The sequence below is a fragment of the Microbulbifer regidiadema (SeqCode) genome, from assembly GCF_052466995.1.
In genome coordinates this window covers 4007501-4024008 of sequence record NZ_CP174297.1, presented here as the reverse complement: position 1 = coordinate 4024008, position 16508 = coordinate 4007501, and the positions used below count along the sequence as shown (strand labels likewise).

General features: G+C 52.9%; 13 protein-coding genes, 5 tRNA genes and 2 rRNA genes (1 of these 20 cut by a window edge). 1 reads left to right on the top strand and 19 read right to left on the bottom strand.

What is annotated here, in order from left to right:
• Positions 1 to 49: 49 nt before the first annotated feature.
• The 17 genes from rplA to ACJJIK_RS17470 all read right to left on the bottom strand — a co-directional run bounded on the left by rplA (position 50) and on the right by ACJJIK_RS17470 (position 11550).
• A complete protein-coding gene (gene rplA, locus ACJJIK_RS17550; protein ID WP_413664283.1) occupies positions 50 to 745 on the bottom strand; it encodes a 50S ribosomal protein L1 in 696 nt (231 codons plus the stop codon).
• Positions 746 to 1177, bottom strand: coding sequence for a 50S ribosomal protein L11 (gene rplK, locus ACJJIK_RS17545; RefSeq protein ID WP_108731645.1), 432 nt, complete (start codon positions 1175 to 1177; stop codon positions 746 to 748).
• A gap of 155 nt (positions 1178 to 1332) precedes the next feature.
• Complete coding sequence (gene nusG, locus ACJJIK_RS17540) at positions 1333 to 1866, bottom strand: transcription termination/antitermination protein NusG (RefSeq protein WP_108731644.1); 534 nt, start codon at positions 1864 to 1866, stop codon at positions 1333 to 1335.
• Positions 1867 to 1876: 10 nt separating this feature from the next.
• On the bottom strand, positions 1877 to 2245 hold the full coding sequence (secE, locus tag ACJJIK_RS17535) for a preprotein translocase subunit SecE (RefSeq protein ID WP_108731643.1): 369 nt from the start codon (positions 2243 to 2245) through the stop codon (positions 1877 to 1879).
• Positions 2246 to 2361: 116 nt separating this feature from the next.
• Positions 2362 to 2437: transfer RNA gene (locus ACJJIK_RS17530), tRNA-Trp, on the bottom strand.
• Between the two features lie 97 nt (positions 2438 to 2534).
• Positions 2535 to 3728: an elongation factor Tu gene (gene tuf, locus ACJJIK_RS17525; RefSeq protein WP_444929555.1), complete on the bottom strand. Its 1194-nt coding sequence runs from the start codon at positions 3726 to 3728 to the stop codon at positions 2535 to 2537.
• Between the two features lie 129 nt (positions 3729 to 3857).
• Positions 3858 to 3932: transfer RNA gene (locus ACJJIK_RS17520), tRNA-Thr, on the bottom strand.
• A 68-nt stretch (positions 3933 to 4000) separates the two neighbouring features.
• Positions 4001 to 4074, bottom strand: a tRNA-Gly gene (locus ACJJIK_RS17515).
• A 56-nt stretch (positions 4075 to 4130) separates the two neighbouring features.
• Positions 4131 to 4214: transfer RNA gene (locus tag ACJJIK_RS17510), tRNA-Tyr, on the bottom strand.
• A gap of 109 nt (positions 4215 to 4323) precedes the next feature.
• Positions 4324 to 4399: transfer RNA gene (locus tag ACJJIK_RS17505), tRNA-Thr, on the bottom strand.
• A 191-nt stretch (positions 4400 to 4590) separates the two neighbouring features.
• Positions 4591 to 5280, bottom strand: coding sequence for an SPOR domain-containing protein (locus tag ACJJIK_RS17500; protein WP_444943466.1), 690 nt, complete (start codon positions 5278 to 5280; stop codon positions 4591 to 4593).
• A 14-nt stretch (positions 5281 to 5294) separates the two neighbouring features.
• Positions 5295 to 6032 carry a type III pantothenate kinase gene (locus tag ACJJIK_RS17495; RefSeq protein WP_444943465.1) on the bottom strand — a complete coding sequence of 246 codons (738 nt, stop codon included), beginning with the start codon at positions 6030 to 6032 and terminating at the stop codon, positions 5295 to 5297.
• Positions 6029 to 7030, bottom strand: coding sequence for a bifunctional biotin--[acetyl-CoA-carboxylase] ligase/biotin operon repressor BirA (gene birA, locus ACJJIK_RS17490; protein WP_444943464.1), 1002 nt, complete (start codon positions 7028 to 7030; stop codon positions 6029 to 6031). Before birA ends, ACJJIK_RS17495 begins: the two co-directional genes overlap by 4 nt.
• A gap of 5 nt (positions 7031 to 7035) precedes the next feature.
• Positions 7036 to 8148, bottom strand: coding sequence for an alanine racemase (alr, locus tag ACJJIK_RS17485; RefSeq protein ID WP_444929551.1), 1113 nt, complete (start codon positions 8146 to 8148; stop codon positions 7036 to 7038).
• Positions 8149 to 8174: 26 nt separating this feature from the next.
• Positions 8175 to 9365, bottom strand: a complete 1191-nt coding sequence (locus ACJJIK_RS17480) for an ABC transporter permease (RefSeq protein ID WP_444943463.1) — start codon at positions 9363 to 9365, stop codon at positions 8175 to 8177.
• On the bottom strand, positions 9362 to 10105 hold the full coding sequence (locus tag ACJJIK_RS17475; protein WP_444943462.1) for an ABC transporter ATP-binding protein: 744 nt from the start codon (positions 10103 to 10105) through the stop codon (positions 9362 to 9364). Before ACJJIK_RS17475 ends, ACJJIK_RS17480 begins: the two co-directional genes overlap by 4 nt.
• On the bottom strand, positions 10102 to 11550 hold the full coding sequence (locus tag ACJJIK_RS17470; RefSeq protein ID WP_444929548.1) for an alpha/beta hydrolase: 1449 nt from the start codon (positions 11548 to 11550) through the stop codon (positions 10102 to 10104). Before ACJJIK_RS17470 ends, ACJJIK_RS17475 begins: the two co-directional genes overlap by 4 nt.
• 154 nt (positions 11551 to 11704) lie before the next feature.
• Between ACJJIK_RS17470 and ACJJIK_RS17465 the strand changes: the two genes are divergently transcribed.
• Complete coding sequence (locus ACJJIK_RS17465) at positions 11705 to 12664, top strand: hypothetical protein (protein ID WP_444929547.1); 960 nt, start codon at positions 11705 to 11707, stop codon at positions 12662 to 12664.
• 877 nt (positions 12665 to 13541) lie between these two features.
• Here the strand turns inward: ACJJIK_RS17465 and rrf are convergent.
• Together rrf and ACJJIK_RS17455 are read right to left on the bottom strand one after the other, a co-directional pair.
• A 5S ribosomal RNA gene (gene rrf / locus ACJJIK_RS17460) occupies positions 13542 to 13657 on the bottom strand.
• A 205-nt stretch (positions 13658 to 13862) separates the two neighbouring features.
• Positions 13863 to 16508: ribosomal RNA gene (locus tag ACJJIK_RS17455) — 23S ribosomal RNA — on the bottom strand; it runs 250 nt beyond the window's last position.

The window sequence follows — 16508 nt, the reverse complement described above, 5'->3', positions numbered from 1 at the left end:
GACCCCAAAGTTCGATTTACTGAGAGGTGATCACACCCCGCAGTGATATTTAGATGTTCAGGGAAGACTGATCGATAACCAGACCCGGGCCCATAGTGGTGCTCAGGGTGATCTTCTTCAGATATACACCTTTTGCAGAAGCCGGCTTGGCTTTCTTCAGGTCGGCAACCAGAGCTTCCAGGTTCTCTTTCAGAGAGTTCGCATCGAAAGCAACTTTACCGATACCACCGTGGATAATGCCGCCCTTGTCAGCGCGGAAACGCACCTGACCCGCTTTGGCATTTTTAACCGCAGTAGCAACGTCTGGAGTTACGGTGCCAGTCTTCGGGTTCGGCATCAGGCCGCGCGGGCCGAGGATTTGACCCAGCTGACCTACAACGCGCATCGCATCGGGAGAAGCGATAACTACGTCGAAGTCCATTTTGCCCGCTTTAACGTCGGCAGCCAGCTCGTCCATACCGATCAGGTCAGCGCCCGCTTCTTTAGCGGCATCAGCGTTTGCACCCTGGGTGAAAACAGCTACGCGAACTTCTTTACCGGTACCGTGCGGCAGAGTGGTCGCACCGCGAACAGCCTGGTCGGATTTACGCGGATCGATGCCCAGGTTTACAGAAGCGTCTACAGTTTCTGCGAACTTAACATTGGACAGATCTTTCAGCAGGGCTACAGCTTCTTCGATGCCGTAAGCCTTACCAGCTTCAACTTTCTCAGCGATTACGCGCTGACGCTTGCTCAATTTAGCCACTTAGAGACCCTCCACTTCGATACCGGCGCTGCGAGCGGAACCGGCGATAGTGCGCACGGCCGCGTCCAAGTCGGATGCAGTCAGGTCTGCTTTCTTCATTTCTACGATCTCTTCCAGCTGAGCGCGGGTTACTTTACCCACTTTCTCAGTGTTCGGACGACCGGAACCGCTCTTGATCTTGGCAGCCTTGCGCAGCAGTACAGCGGCGGGCGGCGACTTCATGATGAAGGTGAAGGAGCGGTCGTTGTATACAGAGATTACAACTGGAACTGGCAGACCTGGCTCGAGGCTCTGGGTCTGGGCGTTGAACGCCTTACAGAATTCCATGATGTTCACACCGTGCTGACCCAGTGCGGGACCAACGGGCGGACTCGGGTTGGCCTGGCCGGCCTTAACTTGCAGCTTGATATAAGCTTCTACTTTCTTAGCCATTACAGCTCTCCTCTAGTTGGGTATTAGCGCCCGCCGTATCAACCATAGAGTTAAAGGGCAAGCTCCCCGAACCCCGAAATGAAAACTCATTTTCCGGGGACGCGAAAACCCCCTTTCACCTCACGGCGAAAGGGGGCAAAGAATTTATACTGGAATCAGGTCTTTTCTACCTGACTGAACTCCAGTTCAACCGGGGTGGAGCGACCGAAGATCAACACCGCCACTCGCAAGCGGCTCTTCTCGTAGTTGACCTCTTCGACCACACCGTTGAAGTCATTAAACGGCCCGTCGATAACTCGAACCATTTCACCGGGTTCGAACAGCGTCTTGGGCTTGGGCTTATCGGCGGAATCGTCGATGCGATTCAGGATAGCCTGTGCTTCGCGGTCAGTAATCGGGGCCGGCTTATCCGCCTTGCCGCCGATAAAACCCAGCACTCGGGGAGTTTCTTTCACCAAGTGCCAAGTATCGTCGTTCAATTCCATTTCTACCAGGACATAGCCCGGAAAAAATTTGCGCTCACTCTTGCGCTTCTGCCCTGCGCGCATCTCGACCACTTCTTCCGTGGGAACCAGGACTTCACCAAACAGGTGGTCCATTTCGTTCAGCTCAATGCGCTCTTTCAGGGAGCTGGCGACACGCTTCTCATAGCCCGAGTAAGCCTGGACCACATACCAATTCTTTGACATGTATCAACCTTTAGCCGATAAATTTGGAAGCCGCCCAACCCAGAGCCGAATCAAGCGCCCACAAGATCAGCGCCATGATCAACACGAAAACAACCACAATCGCTGTGGTCTGGGTTGCTTCTTGGCGGGTCGGCCAAACCACACGCCTGACTTCAGTTTGCGCTTCGCGCAACAGTTGCCACAGCGCATTGCCTTTGGCGGTGTTTACAGCCACAACCAGAGCTACCAGACAGATGGCAGTTACTGCCAACACTCGGTAAAACAAAGGGAATTCAGCGTAATATGAATTGCCTGCAACAGCACCGCCCACCAGCAGTACTATTAACAACCACTTCAGACCGTCAAGACGAAAGGTTTTCGCTTCTGTTTTAGCATTCATATAAGAAGCCCTTAGCGCAGCACAGATAATCTTTTAGCGCTCATAAACACAAAAGCCCCACTGACAAGTAGGGTTTTGCGACACCCCAAAGCTTATTCAAGCGGAGTGATTAAAAATGGCAGGCCAGGAGGGACTCGAACCCCCAACACCCGGTTTTGGAGACCGGTGCTCTACCAATTGAACTACTGGCCTGTACAGTTTGAGCACTTTCACACTCAGAGATGAGAGAGCTACAGGAACTCTCCCACCTGATACACCACATAGAGTAATGTGATGTAAAAATCAAAGATTACTCAATGATCTTGGCAACAACGCCCGCACCTACGGTACGACCACCTTCGCGGATAGCGAAGCGCAGGCCGTCTTCCATGGCGATCGGAGCGATCAGGGTAACAACCATTTGAATGTTGTCGCCCGGCATTACCATTTCAGTACCTTCCGGCAGCTCACACGCACCAGTTACGTCGGTAGTACGGAAGTAGAACTGAGGACGGTAGCCTTTGAAGAACGGGGTGTGACGACCACCTTCGTCCTTGGACAGTACGTACACTTCCGCCTCGAACTTGGTGTGCGGAGTGATGGAGCCCGGCTTAGCCAGTACCTGACCACGCTCTACTTCGTCACGCTTGGTGCCGCGCAGCAGTGCGCCGATGTTCTCACCAGCACGACCTTCGTCGAGCAGCTTGCGGAACATCTCAACACCAGTACAGGTAGTAGAGGTGGTTTCTTTGATACCAACGATTTCGATCTCGTCGCCAGTGTTGATCACACCGCGCTCTACACGACCGGTTACAACAGTACCGCGACCAGAGATAGAGAATACGTCTTCGATCGGCATCAGGAACGGCAGGTCTACCGCACGCTCCGGCTCAGGGATGTACTCGTCCAGAGTCTCTACCAGCTTCTTAACAGCGGTAGTACCCATTTCGTTGTCGTCTTCGCCGTTCAGGGCCATCAGAGCGGAACCAACGATGATCGGAGTGTCGTCACCCGGGAACTCGTACTGGTCCAGAAGTTCGCGAACCTCCATCTCTACCAGCTCGAGCAGCTCTTCGTCGTCTACCATGTCCGCTTTGTTCAGGAATACAACGATGTAAGGTACACCTACCTGACGGGAAAGCAGGATGTGCTCACGAGTCTGCGGCATGGGGCCGTCAGCTGCGGAACATACCAGGATAGCGCCGTCCATCTGAGCAGCACCGGTGATCATGTTCTTAACGTAGTCGGCGTGTCCCGGGCAGTCTACGTGCGCGTAGTGGCGAGTCGGGGACTCGTACTCAACGTGAGAGGTAGCGATGGTGATACCGCGCTCACGCTCTTCCGGTGCATTGTCGATACCGTCGAAAGCAACAGCGTCACCGCCCCATACTTCCGCACATACGCGGGTCAGAGCAGCGGTCAGGGTGGTTTTACCGTGGTCAACGTGACCGATGGTGCCCACGTTCACGTGGGGCTTGGAACGTTCAAACTTTTCTTTTGCCATTGCAGCCTCCTATATATAGGCGAGCCGATAACGGCACCACCCACGTCCAGAACATGCACATCCGACCCGGAAACTCCGACCCCGGACACAAACAACCGCAAGAGCTCTCACTCTTGCGGTCATATAAAATGGAGCTCATGGGCGGATTTGAACCGCCGACCTCACCCTTACCAAGGGTGTGCTCTACCCCTGAGCTACATGAGCTAAAATCCTTGCCGATAACGGCAACTTAAAGTGTTGCACCCTGGAGAACAGTCCAACCGATCCAAACTTGGAGCGGGCAGCGGGAATCGAACCCGCATCATCAGCTTGGAAGGCTGAGGTTCTACCATTAAACTATGCCCGCTTGCGGGACCTCCATACGAAACCCTTGAGCTTCGCGCAACACCCTAAGGTGTAATATGGTGCAGGGGGGTGGATTCGAACCACCGAAGCTTTCGCGTCAGATTTACAGTCTGATCCCTTTGGCCACTCGGGAACCCCTGCTCAAAGCGGTGTGCATTGTCTACACATCTCGCTGCGCTGTCAACACTTTTTTCTTTAAATTTCACGCACTTAGCGGCGAAACCTAGTTTTGACAGCAACGGGATGAAAATGGAGCTGGCGAGAGGAGTCGAACCCCCGACCGGCTGATTACAAGTCAGCTGCTCTACCAACTGAGCTACGCCAGCCCTATCCCGTTCATTGCCGAAGTTGATAAGTCACCCTCGTCAATGGAGGCGGGATTCTATGGGAACTTATCTCGACACGCAACACCTTTTTTGCAGATAAATCAGTTTTTTTTGTCGTTTATTCCAACCTGCCGAAAAAAGCAGCGACTTTGGCGGGCGACTGGCGAATTTGTGACAAATTTGCCTTTTTATCAACCGAGCACTTCAGAGCAAAGATTTGGACGCCGATCCAGATCCGGGTATTCATCTTGCAGCTGCCGCCAGAATTCTATCGCCAGGCTTTCCGCGCTACCGGGGGGCATAACGATCCAGCGCTCCATATAGGTCTGCGGCTCCTCCCTAAATTGGGCGCTAACCCCCCTACCCTGTAAATCTTCAGTATGGGATTCAGCCCTGGCCCGCTCGCTGAAAATCCCAAAAGAAATCCCATTCTCCAGGCTGCCTTTGGGAATGACATAGCTGTCGACTCCCTGAGACTGTAGCTCACGCAAGCGATTGTAGGCTTCCCGCCTTGAATTCAGTGGCGGCAGGTATACCCAGTAGCGCATCTGGCCCTGCATCTCTATGTCACGGAGCTCGGCCTCAACCTGTAGAGACTGAATTCGCTGCAATATATCCTCCCCCTGATACTCCTCAGTCAAAGGCCCCACCAGAGTACACAGCTCTGCAACCTCGAAGGACTCCCCGCTCAACCCGCTGCTCTTTTTCTGAGCCGGTAGCTCTTCAGGGGATATTTCACTAACGAGGGTGATTCTTTTTCCCTGCGACTCTTGAGGGAGTGAATTCTGACCGCTATTCATCTGAGGAGCTGGTGCGACCAGCATATGCCAGGAGAAAAGCACCACATTCAGTGCAACTAAGAAAAAAGCTATCCAGCGCATAACAACGTAAATTTTTATGGATTACTAAGGGCCAGCCCATCCATCACCAGATCTGGGACCAGGCGATGTTCGTGCTGATAAACTGCGGAGAGCAACTGTGCGTCCCCACCGGTTAACCACAACAGAGGAGCTGAACCCGTGTGGGCCCGCAACTCTTCCATGGCCCGATCAACCGCGCCCAGTACCATAAGCAGGAGGCCCCGGTTTATCGCTTCATTGGTATTGCGCCCGGCGCTCAGGGTTTTTGTCAGAGCCAGTGCCTCGCGACTTTTTGCTGCATGGGTATCGATACTGAGGGCGCGATTCATCAAGCCGAAACCGGGCACGATATAGCCGCCGATATGGCGCCCGCTATTGTCCAGTAAATCCAGAGTGACCGCACTGCCGCAATCCACAATTAGGGATGCCCGTGGGGATTGCTGATAGGCCGCCAACATTGCCAGCCAGCGGTCCACCCCCAGAGCGGAGTGATCCTCATAACCACAGATAACGCCGGCACACTGTGGCGCAACTGCGGAGAATTCCGCCTCCAGGGTAAATAGCTCCCGGGCCACCCGACTCAAAAATTCGGCGACACTGGGACCGGCAACATTCACCACCCGAAAGCGCCGGGGGCTCAGGTCAGCCCAATCATCCGGCAAAACCTGCTCCCGCAACTGGCCGGTTTCGATATCCCCACGGGCAATCACATCACCCTCGACCAGATAGCGCCACTTACCCCGGGTATTGCCGACATCCAACTCTAAAATCAAACCTGCCCCCGCAAAGAAATTTCACCCCCATGGAATGACTTCTGCCCCTCCTCGGTATCGAGTAACAGGGCTCCCTTGTCATCGACACCGGCGGCAATACCCCGCCAGCTGAGGCTGCCGGACTGCAACTGAACCGGCTGCCCGGCGAACTGATCGAGGGCCGCCCAGGCTTCGCGGTAGGCCGCAAAGCCTTTTTCCGGGTAAGTTGCCAGCATCGGCAACAGCTCGTCGAGTATCGCAGCGGCTAATTCGCTGCGGCCAATTCCCGGGCGAACCTGCTGAAGGTCCGTCCAGGGCTGATCTATGCCCTCAGCGGTCTTTGCGCTGAGGCCATTGTTCAAGCCGATACCGATCACCACCGAACAGCGGTCGGTCAGGTCCCCTTTTAACTCGAGCAGAACCCCGGCCAATTTGCGCCCCTGGCACCACACATCATTCGGCCACTTCAGGCGCACATCCGCCACCGAGAAGCGCGCCAGAGCCCTGGCCACGGCGACACCGACAGCGAGGCTCAAGCCCTCCAGGCACTGCACTCCGCCACTAAAGTCCCAGCCCACCGAGAGGCTGAGGCTGCTGGCGTAGGGGCTGATCCAGTTGCGGCCGCGACGCCCCCGCCCGGCACTTTGCCGCTCGGCGAGCACTGCAACAGCGTGCCCCCGCCCCTGTTCGAGACGCTCTAACAGCAGGGAGTTTGTCGAACCCACCTCATCAAAAACCCGCAACTCACGCAAAAGCGCTCGAGCCGAACCGCCCAGCTGCTCGCTAATAGCCTTTTCTGACAGGAGGTCGAGCCCACCGGGCAGGCGATAACCGCGCCCCTTAACGGACTCCAGTGTCAGACCGTAGTACTCAAGCTTTTGCAACTGCTTCCAGACGGCGGCTCGACTGATACCCAGTGCATTCCCGAGGGACTCCCCCGAGTGCATTTCTCCATCCGCCAGAAGCTCCAACACTGGGCGAAGCTGTTCTAGTGGCGTTTTTACGGCTTCATCCTGCAACTTGATTAACCTTTCACGTAGCGGCGGTCATAGCGGTGTCCGAGACTGGTCAGGATCTCATATCCGATAGTTCCGGCATAACCGGCAACCTCATCCGCCGTAAGCTGCTCGTTGAGCACCGCTATCGACTGGAGAGAATCTCGCTCCTCAGCGCTGAGCGCGGAGATATCAAATATGGTGGAATCCATTGATACACGCCCGATAATAGGCAGCGCTCGCCCGCAGCCCCAACCGCGCCCACGCCCACTCTGGGCCCGTATAATGCCATCGGCATACCCTCCGCGGGCGACTGCCAGCCAGCTGCCCGCAGGTGCTTCCTGAGTCGCACCATATCCTACAAATCGGGGCTGGGCGACATAGCGCTTTTGCACGATAGGCAGCTCCAGGGTCACTGTCGCGCGCATCGGATTTTCTGTCCCGGGCACGGGGTTTAGGCCATACAGCGCGGAGCCAGGTCGGGCAATATCAAAGTGATACTCCTCCCCCAAAAAAATGCCGGAAGAGTTGGCCAGGCTGAGCTGAATATTCGGGCACAGCTCGCGCAAGCGGTCACCCGCCCGCTTGAAATAATCCAGCTGAATTTTATTTTGCGGGTGCTGGGGCTCGTCGGCACAAGCGAGGTGACTGAAAAACATCTGTATATCGACAGACTCCAACAGAGGGCGATCCTTGAGCAGCAACTCAAACTCCTCTGGCGTCATCCCCAGTCGGGTCATACCACTGTCAATTTTTAGCGCGCAGGGGGCCCGCAGCTGAGCCTTCCCACAGGTTTCCGCCCAGTTTCTCAACTGGTCGAGAGTAAACAGCGTGGGAATCAAACCGGCACGGGCACACTCCAGCTCAGCACCGGGCCTCACACCGGTAAAGACAACGATATTCACATCGTCGCCGAGATCACTGCGCAAACGCGCTCCCTCGGCCTGGGTAGCCACAAAGAAATCGCGACAGCCCTGAGCGTATAGCGCCGGCGTGACATGAGCCATCCCCAGGCCATAGGCATCCGCTTTCACCACCGCACCGCAGCGGGTACCGCTTTTCAGGCGATCGGCCAGGTCCTGGTAGTTATCTGCTATGGACTTCAAGTTGATACTCAATAGCCCTTCACGCAAGTCATTCATGCCGGTACAACTCTCTAATCAATAAACTAGGTCGCTCCGAGTAGGCTCTCTCGCTGTAGCGCTCGGGCACCGCCTAATATACACCCAACAACCAATAAAAGGCTGACCAGTGAACCCGTGATCATCCACATTATGGAGACCGCATCTCCCACCAGTAGAGCCTTAAACCACTGCTGCTGTGCCACCAGTGGAACCAATTGCCAGATAGGCTGCTCCAGCTCCACCGCCGACATATCCAGAACCAATAACATAGTGACCGGCAAAAGCTGCAATATCCCCAATTGAGTCTGTGCATCCTTAAATGACTGGGATCGCAGTGCCAGTAATATCTGCACAACGGCAATTAACAAAGCCAGTGGCAACAGGGCAAGCCCCATGGCAACCATTCCACCCGGCGTCGTTGCATGCTGTATTCCCATTTCAGCCAAGGGCAAAAATGGAAAAACGGCCATCAGCGAAATCAGCGCAAGCAGTGAAGAGAGCCAACTGATACTGGCTACAGCGAGCACCTTGGCCAGCACCACCTGCCAAGCTGCCAGGGGCTGCTGTAATAGCACTTCGAAACTCATTCTCTCCCGCTCACCGGCAGAGGCATCAATTGATGAGGACAAACAGCCGATAAATAGGGTCATTATCAACAGCGCCGGTATTGAACCCACAATCCAGGCGCTGCGGCTAGAGGGGGTACTCACATCCCGGACCTGTACCTGCCAGGGCGCCACCACTTTTAACGGCACGCCCCTGGCAACCATTCTCTGCTGAACAACAAGCTGGCGCAGTTCAGCCAGTTTTTGCTGTACATGGTTCGCCCCCTGGCCGCTAAAACGATCGGAGCTGTCGATATATAAATAAACTTTGGGGCTGCGAAAATGGCGATAGTCAGTGGAAAAACCTTCATCAATTTTAACCACCGCATCGTAACCTTGTTCGAGCAGAGCCAGCGGGTCTCCCTCTGGCAAACTATCCAGTTCCACCTGTCCCTTGCGCAGCTGCTGCTCCAATACCGGCAAATCCTGCCCGCCCAACAGGGCCAAGTGAACCGTCTTCTCCCCCTGGGACTTAAACATAAACAGCGTCATTGAGGCGATCATTCCGGGAAATAAAAGGGCAAACAGAAGCGATACGCACAGTGCTCGCCGGTCACGCCAAACTTCCAATAACTCCTTTTTTAACAGTGCCAGCATCACGGGGGTAAATAGTGGTTTTAAAAAATTCATGCCGACACCCCACGTCCAGCTTCAGCCCCATAGGCCAAGGCCACAAAACTGTCTTCCAGATTTTTACACCCGCTGCGCTCGACCAATTCCGCCGGCGTTCCGCTATCGACAACAGCACCTTGAGCCATCACCAATACCCTATCTGACAATTCGGCAACCTCAGCCATAATATGACTGGAAAATAGGATAGCGACGCCCTTGGAGCGCAACCTGATCAGTGTTTTTCGCAGCAACCTAGCAGCAAGCACATCGAGCCCGCGAGTAGGCTCATCGAGTATTAAATGCTTAGGTCGGTGAACCAGGGCGCGCGCCAGCGACACTTTCATTCTCTCTCCCTGGGAAAAACCTTTTGTGCGGCGCTGCCACAAATTCTCTAATTCCAACTCTTCGCGAACAGCATTCAATGCTCGCTGAAGTTCAGCGCCCGATAATCCCTGTGCACTGGCAAAAAAGGATAAATATTCCGCCACCGTAAGGCGCTCATACAGCCCTTCACGATCGCCAACAACACCCAGCTGACGCCTTATTTCCAAGGGTTTTTTCCCGACATCAAGCCCTTCGACAAACACATTGCCAGCATCTGCTTTAATTAGCCCGGTTATAATTCTCAGACAGGTGGTTTTTCCCGCCCCATTAGCCCCCAGTAAAGCCGTTATTTGGCCGTCAGGTATACTAAAACTCAGATCTTTGAGTATCTCTTTACCAGAGAACTGCTTGTGGATAGATTCAACTGTGATCACTTGTTATCCCCCTGCCCCGACAACAATTCACCCGGTAGTGCCTGATCAATTTCAGGACCGAAAGCACCCGCCATAAAAGGCGGCCTTTGAATATCAGCAATACAATGGCTCTCTAATGAATCCTGTGGGGATTTTAAAAAATCCTCTATTAATTCCGGGACACAACCTCGCATCGTATTGATATGCCCCCCGTCTGGAATGACCAAGCGTTTTGATTGCGTGAGATAACTCAAATTTTTTTCCGCATAATAGTAAGGCGTAATAGGATCGGCCTCCCCGGAAATAATTAATACCGGGTGATGCCTGACTTCAGGTGTCGCGTAAGTGATTGGAGGCACGGGCCAGACCTTGCAGCCCTCAGCAAAAATCTCAAAAAAAGCCGTACCTAAAAAACTACCGCGAATATCTGCCGCTAGCTCTTCCTCGCTAGTGCGATTTAATTCTTCAGCGCAGGCAACTGACAAGGTGAGCCCCATAGACATACTGCCGTCATCAGATAGCAGCCCAGCCAGCCCCGACAGCGGCAAATAATTCCCCTTGTCGGCCTGGCTGATTGCGTAAGGTAATTGCGCCGCAGTCTCCGGCGTATAAAGTGCCGTTCTGATTAAGTTTTGTAAAAAGCTGCGAGGAATTGCTGCTTCCATCGGACTGCCAGTATGTGGGTCCGGAAAATTAATCATTTGCTCATCCCAGTCACTGAGCAAGCTGTCCAGTGCCCCCCGCCAGTCGCCAAACTCAGCACATACAGAGTCAAGGCGACAGTCTTCCTCAAGCTTTATCAGAGCGTCCTGCGCAGCTTGCGCGGTAAGAAAAACCTTTGTATCTATCGGTGCTACAGCATCCAGAATAAGGACACTCAAACTATCCGGGTACCACTGCTGATAAAGCAGTGCGGTACGGGTTCCCCAAGAGCCCCCCCACAAAGCAATTTTTTTATGCCCCAAGTAGAGGCGCACCCGCTCAAGATCATCCACTGCCTGGCGGCTGTGCAGTGTTTTAGCGAAGGGGGCATTTGCATGGAAACAGGTGGATAATTGCTGAGTGATCCCATCCAGGTCTATGTAGACTTCCCCATCGAGGCCACAATCAAACGCGGCGGAATAACCCGAACCACGCCTATCGACCATAACAATTGCCCTATTCCGATTAACTTTATGTAAAGCCTTTAGAATCGGGGTCAAATAGCTCGCCGCCTGTCCGGGACCACCAGCCAATAAGTACAGAGGCTCCAATCCAGTATCATTAACCGCAGGCGCTATCATCACTGCCAAGTCTACGGCGGTTTCAGCTTCACCCACCGATAGCTTGCTACAGCGCAGAGCGCTGCTCCAACCATCCAGATAACAGGACTCAAAGCGACTAAGCTCTCCCTCCTCTGCAACTGCCTGAGACAGCACAGTAAAAAAGCCGATCGCAATGATCGTAAACCTTTGCACCCAGACCACGGCGAATCTCCTATCTGTCAACATTAATCCAGCCAGTGTATCGAAGCACCCCAAAGCTGTCGTCATTTTACAAGCGGCAGATAATGACATTTACATTAGCGCCCGTCCCTGCACAGTGGTATGGTTTCTTATTTACTTGCCCATGATTGCACCCATGAGCTTTTCAGACCGAGAAAAACACCTAATCCGAGCCGCCTTTGCCTGGGGCCAAATCACACAGCAGGAAGGCTATACACTTTCTGACCTTGAAATTGAAAAGTCGGTACTCTTCCGGCGATTACTCGGGGGCCGACCGCCACTGGCATTTCCTCCCCCTTTGCGCCACGGTTTTCCCTGGTATGACGTTATTGAAGGACGCAGCGAACACTTAGTGAGTGCCTCTGAGGCTTCACCGGAGTGCAGTATCATCGCACCGGGCTGTAAGCTCGGCGATACCTGTATCCTTATCGACGGTGCCTTTTGGCGCGTGGTGGAAACCGTGCGTGAACACGAGGAGTACATCGTTGAATGGGGCCAATACCCCATGCAGTGGCGCCTGAAAAAACATTGGGACGTAAACTATGAAATGACGCAACAGCTCCATAGTTTTCGTAAAGATAACCCCAATGCAGAAGTGAGCTTTGACAGCTACTTAAGTCAAAAGGAATACCGGGAATTTCGCATCGACGACGACCAGACCGTATGGCTGTGTGAATGGCAGTTAAGCCGCACCAGCCTGTCTGGCTGGGTTTGGGTTGGGACAATACTTCCAATTCCAGATTACCACCTCGCACCAGTCTTTGACGATGAGCTGGGTCCGGTTATTCTCGGCGAAGAGGATAATGCCAGTGGACAGGCATGGTTGCGCATTGAGGACGCCAGGAATGAATACCGCTTTGTTAAATTGCTTGGCACCTACGACTACCAGTCATTAATTGCCGCAACACCCTCCGACCTAAAGGCCTTTCTACAAGCCTTACAACAAGAGTCCTCAGCAGATATTGAGGTCCTCGACTGGCAGCAGGATAAAGTGGCGCGACGCTTCGCCCTTCCCGCCGAACTGGTACCACTGGAAGATCTCACCTTAAATGAGATGAATTTTGACTTAGTGCCCGATAACGCCTTTGCTTACTAGCTGTCCTAAAGCCCCACCCTGTGGGGCTTTTTTATTTCCAATAGTTTCTTTCCAGCAAATACTGGCGTACCAATCAGCCCCAGTAATCCACAGCTTTGTCCTCCATTACTCTGTTAATAACTGATGTCCGTTTTATGGCGCCTTTGTTACCAACAGAAACCATGGATAGACTTGTGTATAACTCGGGGATATCCCCTGTTAGCCCCGTGTTTCCTTGGCTGCACGGGAGGCGGGTAAAAAAGCAGCACTTTTTGCGTAGATTTCCACAGCCCTGTGTTACTAACAGAAAGTCTGGATAGACTTGTGTATAACTTGAATAAATCGCCTACAGGCCCCGTGGTTACAGGGGATTACCCAAGAGATCAAAAAACCACCGATATTTTTCTTGGCTCATTTTAATTTTTGGCCGAAGCAATATTGGTGCTTTTCTAGTTTTTGGCTTGTTTTTTTATCGGATATTTTTTTGTAGAAGCCCTGGCAAACAGGAAGAAAAAGAGGTGTAAAACCCTATTTTTATAGGTTTATTTTTTCAGAGAGGAACCGGGTAATTTATACATCGCTATTTTTAGCTTTTGTTTTTTATTTTTACGCGATTTCTTAAATAAAAATTAGAGCGTGAAAATTTCGGTTTATTTTCCTGGCCTTTGCCAAAAAAGTCAGCGCAGTAAAAATTAGCTTTTTAATTATTTTTATAAGCTGTCGGGTGTACCCAACCTACACTGTATGGCGAGCAGTGCTCGCCACCCTGCGGGCGCCTTCGGTGCAGCGCTTATCACATGGCAGCGCAGACGCTGCGAGGTAGTAAAAATATTGATCGGGATTTTTTCCAGGCATAAAAAAAGGGCCACCCTATTGGGTGGCCCTTTTCGGATTAGAAGCCTGACGATGACCTACTCTCACATGGGGAAACCCCACACTACCATCGGCGATGTTGCGTTTCACTTCTGAGTTCGGCAAGGGATCAGGTGGTTCCACAACTCTATGGTCGTCAGGCAAACTGGCTTGGGTTGGCGTTGGTCTTATAAGCAATCTGCTTGGCCTGCCGTGTTATCGCTGTTTGCCTCGGTCATTAGTGACCGGCGATAACCCCAAATAAGTCGGTAAAACAATCTGTAGTAATACACCGCAAGCGATTATTGTGTGTCTTTCATTCCACAATCCGCTAGCTTAGCTAGTCGTTAGTAACCATCTCTGTTGTATGGTCAAGCCGCACGGGCAATTAGTACTGGTTAGCTCAACGCCTCACAACGCTTCCACACCCAGCCTATCAACGTGGTAGTCTTCCACGGCCCTTCAGGAGGCTCAAGGCCTCAGGGAGATCTTATCTTGAAGGAGGCTTCCCGCTTAGATGCTTTCAGCGGTTATCCCGTCCGAACATAGCTACCCGGCAATGCCACTGGCGTGACAACCGGAACACCAGAGGTTCGTTCACTCCGGTCCTCTCGTACTAGGAGCAACTCTTCTCAAATCTCCAACGCCCACGGCAGATAGGGACCGAACTGTCTCACGACGTTCTAAACCCAGCTCGCGTACCACTTTAAATGGCGAACAGCCATACCCTTGGGACCGGCTTCAGCCCCAGGATGTGATGAGCCGACATCGAGGTGCCAAACACCGCCGTCGATGTGAACTCTTGGGCGGTATCAGCCTGTTATCCCCGGAGTACCTTTTATCCGTTGAGCGATGGCCCTTCCATACAGAACCACCGGATCACTATGACCTACTTTCGTACCTGCTCGACATGTCTGTCTCGCAGTCAAGCGCACTTATACCATTATGCTCATTGCATGATTTCCGACCATGCTGAGTGCACCTTCGTACTCCTCCGTTACTCTTTGGGAGGAGACCGCCCCAGTCAAACTACCCACCATACACTGTCCTCGATCCGGATAACGGACCAGAGTTAGAACCTCAAACATACCAGGGTGGTATTTCAAGGACGGCTCCACAGTAACTAGCGTTACTGCTTCAAAGCCTCCCACCTATCCTACACAAGTAGGCTCAAAGTTCAGTGCAAAGCTGTAGTAAAGGTTCACGGGGTCTTTCCGTCTAGCCGCGGGTACACTGCATCTTAACAGCGATTTCAATTTCACTGAGTCTCTGGTGGAGACAGCGTGGCCATCGTTACGCCATTCGTGCAGGTCGGAACTTACCCGACAAGGAATTTCGCTACCTTAGGACCGTTATAGTTACGGCCGCCGTTTACCGGGGCTTCGATCAAGAGCTTCGCCGAAGCTAACCCCATCAATTAACCTTCCGGCACCGGGCAGGCGTCACACCGTATACGTCCTCTTACGAGTTTGCACAGTGCTATGTTTTTAATAAACAGTCGCAGCCACCTGGTCACTTCGACCGGCCTCAGCTTAGGGAGCAAGTCCCATCACCAAAACCGGCGTACCTTCTCCCGAAGTTACGGTACCATTTTGCCTAGTTCCTTCACCAGAGTTCTCTCAAGCGCCTTGGTATTCTCTACCTGACCACCTGTGTCGGTTTAGAGTACGATTCACTATTACCTGAAGCTTAGAAGTTTTTCCTGGAAGCAGGGCATCAACCACTTCACCCACTAAGTGGGCTTCGTCATCAGCTCTCAGCCTTCTCATTAAAGAGTATGACCCGGATTTGCCTAAGTCATAAGCCTACAACCTTAAACATGGACAACCAATCGCCATGCCGGCCTAGCCTTCTCCGTCACTCCGTCGCAGTAATAGCGAGTACAGGAATATTAACCTGTTTCCCATCGACTACGGCTTTCGCCCTCGCCTTAGGGGTCGACTAACCCTGTCCCGATTAGCGTTGGACAGGAACCCTTGGTCTTCCGGCGGGGGGGTTTTTCACCCCCCTTATCGTTACTCATGTCAGCATTCGCACTTGTGATACCTCCAGCAGACCTCCCGATCCACCTTCAACGGCTTACACAACGCTCCTCTACCATGCTAATAAATTAGCATCCGCAGCTTCGGTTATCAGTTTGAGCCCCGGTATATCTTCCGCGCAGGCCGACTCGACTAGTGAGCTATTACGCTTTCTTTAAAGGATGGCTGCTTCTAAGCCAACCTCCTAGCTGTCTGGGCCTTCCCACATCGTTTCCCACTTAACTGATATTTGGGACCTTAGCTGGCGGTCTGGGTTGTTTCCCTTTCCACGACGGACGTTAGCACCCGCCGTGTGTCTCCCGCGATTGCACTCCTCGGTATTCGGAGTTTGCATGGGGTTGGTAAGTCGGGATGACCCCCTAGCCCAAACAGTGCTCTACCCCCGAGGGTGAGACGCGAGGCGCTACCTAAATAGCTTTCGAGGAGAACCAGCTATCTCCCGGCTTGATTAGCCTTTCACTCCGATCCACAGGTCATCCCCTAATTTTTCAACATTAGTGGGTTCGGTCCTCCAGTTGATGTTACTCAACCTTCAACCTGCCCATGGATAGATCGCCGGGTTTCGGGTCTATTGCCTGCAACTAAACGCCCTATTAAGACTCGATTTCTCTACGGCTCCCCTAAGCGGTTAACCTTGCTACAGACAATAAGTCGCTGACCCATTATACAAAAGGTACGCAGTCACCCCGAAGGGCTCCTACTGCTTGTACGTATACGGTTTCAGGTTCTATTTCACTCCCCTCTCCGGGGTTCTTTTCGCCTTTCCCTCACGGTACTGGTTCACTATCGGTCAGCTGGGAGTATTTAGCCTTGGAGGATGGTCCCCCCATGTTCAGTCAAGATAACACGTGTCCCGACCTACTCGATTTCACTCTAAATGCCTTTTCGTGTACGGGGCTATCACCCTGTATCGCGGTACTTTCCAGAACCTTCCACTAAAACATAAAGAGCTTAAGGGCTAATCCCCGTTC